Source organism: Kitasatospora sp. NPDC038210 (assembly GCF_055600605.1).
The window spans coordinates 1-6,430 of sequence record NZ_JBVJYK010000067.1 but is presented as its reverse complement, the minus strand read 5'-3'; the positions used below and the strand labels follow the sequence as shown (position 1 = coordinate 6,430).

Genomic DNA, 6,430 nt, shown 5'->3' with positions numbered 1-6,430 from the left:
ACCCCGATCACCTCTTCCCTCCTGACTCCCGTACCAGTGAAGTCAGGATGATCAAGAGATCACGAAGTGACCCGCTTTTGATCCGCTGTCCGTGGCCCTCGTTTCACCCGTTACCGACAGGCCGTCCTGGGCCCTGTACCGCGCGCACTGCGCGGACTGCGGGGCCGAGTACCCCGGGCGATGGCGACTGGTCCCGATGAACGTCGCGTAGAGGGGAAGGGCGAGGGTCCGCGCCACCGCTCGTCGACGCGCGAACCCTCGGTCCCCAGTATTTCGGCTCTCGCTTGATCAGTTCAGGGCCTCGGCGTGATCAGCGGAGCCTCGGCCGGACCTGCCTATCCCTGCAGTCGGGGCGTACCGTGAACACATGGCCCAGGCCAGCCCGAGCCAGCCCGGCGAGACCGACGCGGACGAGGTCGTTCGCCGGTGCTTGCACTGTGGGAAGCCGCTACGTGCAAGCGCCCGGTCCGACGCGCGCTTCGACCGGCCGGCCTGCAAGGCGGCTCACCGCCGGGATCGGCGCCATCACGCCGAGGCTGTGACGATCGGCTTCGCCATCCTCAACGGCAAAAAGCGCGAGGTAACGCGGGCCTGTCCCGTCTGTGGCAAGCGCTTCGTCCCAGGTCACGGCCGTCGCCGCGATGCCAAGTACGACCGGTCATCGTGCCGGACAGCCGCATGGCGGCGCGGCCAACTCCAGAAGGTACGCCAAGCCGTCACACCACCCGTGCCCAGTGGCGCCGCCGTCACCTCGCCGATGGCTCTGACCAGCGCTGATGTCATCGACCTCATGACCGTGGACAGGAGGTCGCCCGCCCGCCCGGGCCAATCGGTGTAAGGGCCGGCTGACGGCCGAACTGCCGGGCGAGCGGCTGGATACCTCCAACGTCTCGCCTATACGGCGTATACCTTGAATGCTCTGGCGTTCTCAGCCGCCCGGTTCCCGGCCGCGCGCTCCCGCGCCCGGCGGTCGTCCAGCCATCGCAGGTCCCGGACCATCAACTTGCGGAGCCTGTCGGTGCTGGCCAGCATCATCACGCACCCTGATCGGTCGCTTCCGAGGCCGAACCGGTCGGTGTCGGGGCGGTCGCAGTGGCACCACCGGTCGGTGAGGGTGAGGTCCAGGCCGACCAGCGGGTGGGTCAGCAGCCTGAGCAGCCGGGAGTGGTCCGGGACGCTGATCACCTCCAGCGTCCAGGTCCACCCGGGGTGGTCCGGATCGGACCACACGTCGCTGCCGCCGTAGCCCCCCGGGAAGGCGGTGGCGTTGATCCGGCGCAGCAGGGCGCTGCTGAAGTGGGGGTCGCGGCAGCTGGCGGCCCGCCACTGCTCGATGTCGTGCTCGGCCCGGCACCTTTCCGCGGCCCGGAAGCAGGGGTGCTCTCCCACGACGAGGGCTTGTTCGGCGACGGAGGCGGCGGCTCGCTCCCACCATTGGATGGGGAAGCCGGTGAGCCTGATCGTGGCCCCGGTGCCCAGCTGGGTCAGCACGACGTGGTGGTTGGTGGTGGTGTAGCGCAGTCCGCCGATGCCGTGCATCTCGTTGCCCGGGCCGGGGTCTACCGGGAGCAGACCGTTCGCCCAGTGCCATACCGCGTACGGCTCGGGTTCCAGCGTGATGGTCAGCCCGTTCTCCTCCGGCTGAAGGGACCGGATGCCCATCGGGTAGGCGGAGACGGTGGAGAGCCCTTGGCCGCGGTGGAGCACGGTGTTCTCCAGCCGGGCCTGTTCGATGGTGGCCGCCTTCGGGATGATTGGCTGGCCGGGCTCCCAGGTGCGCAGTAGCCGCTCCAGTACGGCGCGGTGCTTCTCGCCGGTGACTCTGCTGCGCAGCTTGGCCGCGCGCTGGAGGTGCGTGAAGGTGTCGGTCATGGCGGATCCGTTCATGCGCAGCCGGGCCCCTTCGGCGATGCGCTGTTTCGGCGGATCGGCGGCCTTGTTGTGCGGTACTGCCCAGAGTGCGTTGGCTCGGGACCGAACTCGATTGCCTAGTTGGGGCCGTGGGGCATTCGACGGTCGGGCGCTCTGTCTGCCCGCGAACAGCAGAGCAGACCTGGGCCTGGAGCGGCGATTCGGCGCGCTGAAGGCGCGATGGCGTTCATCCCCGCGAGGTACAGCCAGCGGAGACGCACAGCCGCAGCCGGTTGCCGCGACATGCCCGGCATCTCCCGGGCTGCCTCCCGTCGGCCGTTCGCTCGAGGCCTGGCGGGCTCTGGAGCCCGTTCTGATCCACTAGAGCGCGATCCCGGACCCTCGCTCATCAGGTGCTTCCCAACCTGGAAGCACGGTCTTGAGGGCGACTCGGGGTGGCAGCTCAGTGGGGCGGGATCTTCCGGGGGCCCCAGCGCGGCTCAGCATGAAGTGCTGGCGCAGGTGGTGGAGGGTAGTGGTGGCCAGTACCCGGTGCTGCCGAAGTCCGGGACGACCTTGGTCATGGTGAGGGAACGCACCTCATGGCCTGGAGTTTCAGCTCCTCAGTCGGCGGCTGCGGGCGCGCCCGCGCGAGCACCCCAGCGGCGCCTGGGGTGCGGCGCTCATGGTCTCTGGCTGGCCGTCCCGAAGCCCGGCCCGAGAGCTGGAGGCGCTGTCAGGTGATGCGCTTCACGCCGGCGTAGTGGAGGACGATCGCCTTCGTGCCGGCGGCGACCTCGTCGGTGAGTTCGTGACCGCGCGGGTTTGTCGGATTCTCTCGGTTCCAGATCGCGGCGACCTTGATGATCTGGTCGATGTCGCTGGGGCGCAGCAGGATCGCATCACCGGCATGCAGGGGTTCCGGAGCGCGGTGCTCCCAGAGCCTGTAGAAGCGGCCGTCCGTGTCGTTGAACCCGAGATGGCGGTCGCCGGTGGGGCTGATGAGGTGGGTGGTCCAGGGCAGCTTGTCAGGGCCTGGGAACCAGGGGGTCTCCGGCTTGGTCATCTGTGCTCCTTGGCAGGTTTCACCGTTCGGGCACAGTGTTCCAGGCCCGGAGTGGCCGGTTGGCCAAGACGTAGGAACCGCGCGGCTGTTGCGGATTCGGACGGGTTTGACGGCTCGGAGCTTTTTGGCAGAGTGTCGGCTATGCCCGAAGCCTCCAGGGAGTTCCGACAGATCGGCGACGCGGTCGTGAAGCTCAACCGCGCCTACGGGTTGCTTGCCACTGGAACGGATGATCCCATTCGCCGACAGCAGGCCGTCACCCTCTTGAGGGACCTGCAGGGGGATGTCGAGGCGTTGATCACGTTCCTGAGCGCCCGCGGCCTGGATTCGGTGCCGAGGACCGCCGCGGCTCGCGACGACGGCCCCGTCCCGGCTGGGGGAAGCTGCCGGACCCGAGTCGTGCTGGACCCGGACAGCCGGCGCTTGTGGCCCTCCCCTGTGGTCGTGCACCGCGTCACCGCGACATTCCGGCGGGTCAGCGCCGGAGGCGCACCTGTTGGGATCGCGTCCTCGGCCGGGGAGGTGGTGGACCTCCTGGGAGGTGTCGCCATGGAGTCCGGGCACTGCCCGGACGACGACAATCACCATGTGGACATCGAGTGGCGCGGCGGGGGACCCGACGTGTGGCCGGGCACAGGTGGAGCCTCCGGGGTGGAGGCGGTTCAGCGACCAGCGTGACGCGGTCCGTCAAAGGCTCGGCCGTGGGCAGTTGTCGGGCCACGGCCGAGTGCTTCGTGGCTCATCTGTCGCCGCTGGGCGGCGGGCAGGGCGCGGCGCGGCAGTTGGTCCGGGTCCGCCTACGATCTCGGGATGACCACGAGGGATTGGGCCTGCCCACGGTGCGCGGCACCGCCGAGGAGCAGTTGCCGGACGGCGGCCGGAGTGGAGCGGCTCCCGCACTGGCGGCGCTGGAAGCTGGTCTGGGCAGCGAAGGTGGTCCAGGACTGGCTGGAGCAGGCCGGGGACTTCCAGCGGCTGCTGCACACGGTCGACACCGCGGACGGGCGCGGGACGAAGTGGTGGGCCGAGAAGGCACCGCTCGCCCCGGTGATGGACGAGAGCGGTCCGCTGCGGGCCCTCTACAACGTGCGCGTCCTGCAGGACTACGTGCACCAGTGGTTGGTGGCCCTGGACAGCGAGCACCTGGACACAGCCGGTTTGGCCGCCGGCGCCCGGCTTGTCACCGAGCGCCTCGACGATGCCACCGGCGTGCTGCGCGAGATCCTGGCCGGGCTGCCCGTGGACCGAACCGCATTGCGGGGCGACCGGTCGCCGACGGTCGCCGACCTCGTCGCGGCGCGCACCAGCGGCGACATCCGGGCAGCCGACACCCACTTCGAGCAGCGCCTGGCCGCCATACGCGAGCAGGTCGTGTCCCGGATGCGCTGGACCGTCACGGCCGGTCCCGACCGCTCCTTCGATGCGCGCTCGGACCAGGGTCTTCGGATCCGCGCCCAGTCGGTGCTGCCCGCGGCCTTCGAGTCGCAGCTGGCCGGCTGGAGCACCCCGCCGGCGTGGCCCGAGGTGCACTACCCCGCAGGCCGGCCCACCCAGCTGCCCGCCCGGTTGAACCTGACGCCCGAGGAGCGGCAGGTGGCGCCGTCGGCCTGGGACTCCGACCACGTGGAACGCGCCGAGGCCGACTACGCGGCCGGCGGCCAGGCCGACCAGGTCGCCGCCCTTCTCCGAGCCCTGCGCGAGCGCCTCGCGCCCGAGGACGTCCCCGGGTTCTTCACCGACCGCTGCACCGACCTCAACACCAGGGCGGCGCAGCTGCCCGACCTGGTGCCCTGGCCCGACGGTCTCGAGGAGCAGCACACCCTGGCCGGCGCCTACACCTGGGTCGACCCGGCGACGATCGTGCGCACCCCCGACCCGGAGGCGTGGGGGACGATCGCCCGGGACGGCGAGCGGGCGGGCGCGGTGTGGATCCCGACGGCGATCCGTCAGTGGCTGGCCTGCGACGACGTCCCTGGCCTGCTGAGGGAGGCCATGCTCGGCGGGTCGCCGGTCCAGCTCAACCGTCTGGCCGGTCCGGCTGGTCCCCTGCACACGATGCACGTGGACGGCACCCACCGCGCCCACCTGTGGCGGATTCTGGACCTGCCGCACCTGTTCGCCTGGGTCGACGGGACGGTGCTGCCCCGCCGGCTGACCCCGCCCGCGGTTTGCGGCAAGGAGTCCGGGCGCGACGCGCCGGATCAGGTGTCCACGGTGTGGGCCGGCCTGCACACCAAGGGCATCCTGAACGGCCGCCTCACCCACCCCGGCGAGCCGTACGCCGAGCTGGAGCTCCGCACCATCCCGGCGCTGTGGCTGCTCTACCCGCCAGCCCTGGCCGTCGCCTACGGGCGCCGCTACGGCGAGATCTACCCCGGCGCCTGGGAGAGCGTCGGAATCCCGGCCGCCGCCTTCTCATCGGAGGCATCGTGGGCCGCCTGGGCCACCGGCTGAACCACGGCCCAGGTCTATGCGAGGCGTCCCGTGGAGGGGACATTCCGCGTGCGGGATGTCAAAGGGATGCGACATCAATGTCCAGGATGCTGGACATTCCCGCCCCATGGCGTGAGCAAGTTCAAGCCCCGGCCGGCCGCGCGGAGGTGGCTGTCAGCTGTCCGACGGCGGGTGAAGGAAGGACGGCGGGGGCTCGGGCAATCCGGGCTGTTCGTGGACGCAGACGGGCCCAGGCCTAGTCGTGCTTGGGCCAAATCGGGCCCTGGTCGGTCCAGATGACGCCCTTGTTGCGGCACAGGCAGAAGGGGTGGCCGATCGGGTCGGTGTAGACCTGCCAGCCGTAGCCGTTGGGGCCGATGAAGTCCTGCCTTAGCGTCGCGCCGAGGTCGAGGACGCGGCGCTGCTCGGACTCGATCTCGTCCACTTCGAAGTCGAGGTGGAACTGCTTGGGGTGCTCGCTGTCGGGCCACTGCGGAGCGCGGTAGTCATCCACCCGGATGAATGCCAGCTCGATCTCGCCGAACTGGATGCCAGCCCAGTCCTCGGAGCTGCCTTCCTTGATCGGACGGCCCGTCACCTCGGAGTAGAAAGCCGCCAGCTTCATCGTGTCCGGGCAGTCGATAATGAAATCGGTGAGTCGCAGCATCCCGTGATCTTGTCACAAGCTCACACCCGACTTCGAGACAAACCCTGAGCAGCTCCGCTGAGGTGCGGGAACAGAGAGTTCCTGGGGGCTTCGCCCCCAGACCCCGTTCACCAGGGGCGGCCAGGTTTGTACCGCAGGTGCGGATCAGCAGCGGACTTCGGCGGAGCCGCTTAGCCCTCGGGCCGCTCAACCTGCTGCCGCGCGCCCGGGGGTGCAGCTGTCCGTCGCCGGGACGTTCACCGCGCCGTCCTCATTGAAGACCGGCGCCTGCCTCCGAGTTGATCGAGAAGTTCTGTGCTGCACCGGTGGATCCCGCCACACTGAGTGGACGTTAAGTCCCGTTTCTCTTGTTTCGTGATCGCTCGTACGTGTGAACGTTGGCCGTACTGGCGTGCTGGCCGGGGTTCGGGTGA

Annotated in this window: 6 protein-coding genes; 3 read left to right on the top strand and 3 right to left on the bottom strand. The window is 69.8% G+C overall.

Features of this window, described 5'->3' with window-relative positions:
• Window positions 1–367 precede the first annotated feature (367 nt).
• The gene (locus ACZ7KX_RS42375) at window positions 368–838 is read left to right on the top strand and encodes a hypothetical protein (RefSeq protein WP_470331292.1); all 471 of its coding nucleotides are present in this window, start codon (window positions 368–370) and stop codon (window positions 836–838) included.
• Between the two features lie 56 nt (window positions 839–894).
• Here ACZ7KX_RS42375 and ACZ7KX_RS42370 read toward each other — a convergent pair whose 3' ends face one another.
• Both ACZ7KX_RS42370 and ACZ7KX_RS42365 read right to left on the bottom strand, forming a co-directional pair.
• The gene (locus ACZ7KX_RS42370; protein WP_470331291.1) at window positions 895–1,872 is read right to left on the bottom strand and encodes a hypothetical protein; all 978 of its coding nucleotides are present in this window, start codon (window positions 1,870–1,872) and stop codon (window positions 895–897) included.
• Window positions 1,873–2,587: 715 nt separating this feature from the next.
• The gene (locus ACZ7KX_RS42365) at window positions 2,588–2,917 is read right to left on the bottom strand and encodes a hypothetical protein (RefSeq protein WP_470331290.1); all 330 of its coding nucleotides are present in this window, start codon (window positions 2,915–2,917) and stop codon (window positions 2,588–2,590) included.
• Window positions 2,918–3,058: 141 nt separating this feature from the next.
• Here ACZ7KX_RS42365 and ACZ7KX_RS42360 point away from each other — a divergent pair, with 141 nt between their 5' ends.
• Together ACZ7KX_RS42360 and ACZ7KX_RS42355 are read left to right on the top strand one after the other, a co-directional pair.
• Entirely contained in the window at window positions 3,059–3,595 is a 537-nt protein-coding gene (locus ACZ7KX_RS42360) for a hypothetical protein (protein ID WP_470331289.1), read from the top strand.
• Window positions 3,596–3,727: 132 nt separating this feature from the next.
• The gene (locus ACZ7KX_RS42355; protein WP_470331288.1) at window positions 3,728–5,371 is read left to right on the top strand and encodes a hypothetical protein; all 1,644 of its coding nucleotides are present in this window, start codon (window positions 3,728–3,730) and stop codon (window positions 5,369–5,371) included.
• A gap of 235 nt (window positions 5,372–5,606) precedes the next feature.
• On the opposite strand, the gene ACZ7KX_RS42350 is transcribed toward ACZ7KX_RS42355, so the two are convergent.
• Window positions 5,607–6,017: a VOC family protein gene (locus ACZ7KX_RS42350; RefSeq protein ID WP_387692121.1), complete on the bottom strand. Its 411-nt coding sequence runs from the start codon at window positions 6,015–6,017 to the stop codon at window positions 5,607–5,609.
• Between the last annotated feature and the right edge of the window lie 413 nt (window positions 6,018–6,430).

Excerpts from the sequence above, each read along its gene's own strand:
- ACZ7KX_RS42350 (WP_387692121.1), bottom strand. The coding sequence starts at position 6,017 with ATGCTGCGACTCACCGATTTCATTATCGACTGCCCGGACACGATGAAG.
- ACZ7KX_RS42355 (WP_470331288.1), top strand. The coding sequence starts at position 3,728 with ATGACCACGAGGGATTGGGCCTGCCCACGGTGCGCGGCACCGCCGAGG.
- ACZ7KX_RS42370 (WP_470331291.1), bottom strand. The coding sequence starts at position 1,872 with ATGACCGACACCTTCACGCACCTCCAGCGCGCGGCCAAGCTGCGCAGC.
- ACZ7KX_RS42375 (WP_470331292.1), top strand. The coding sequence starts at position 368 with ATGGCCCAGGCCAGCCCGAGCCAGCCCGGCGAGACCGACGCGGACGAG.
- ACZ7KX_RS42365 (WP_470331290.1), bottom strand. The coding sequence starts at position 2,917 with ATGACCAAGCCGGAGACCCCCTGGTTCCCAGGCCCTGACAAGCTGCCC.
- ACZ7KX_RS42360 (WP_470331289.1), top strand. The coding sequence starts at position 3,059 with ATGCCCGAAGCCTCCAGGGAGTTCCGACAGATCGGCGACGCGGTCGTG.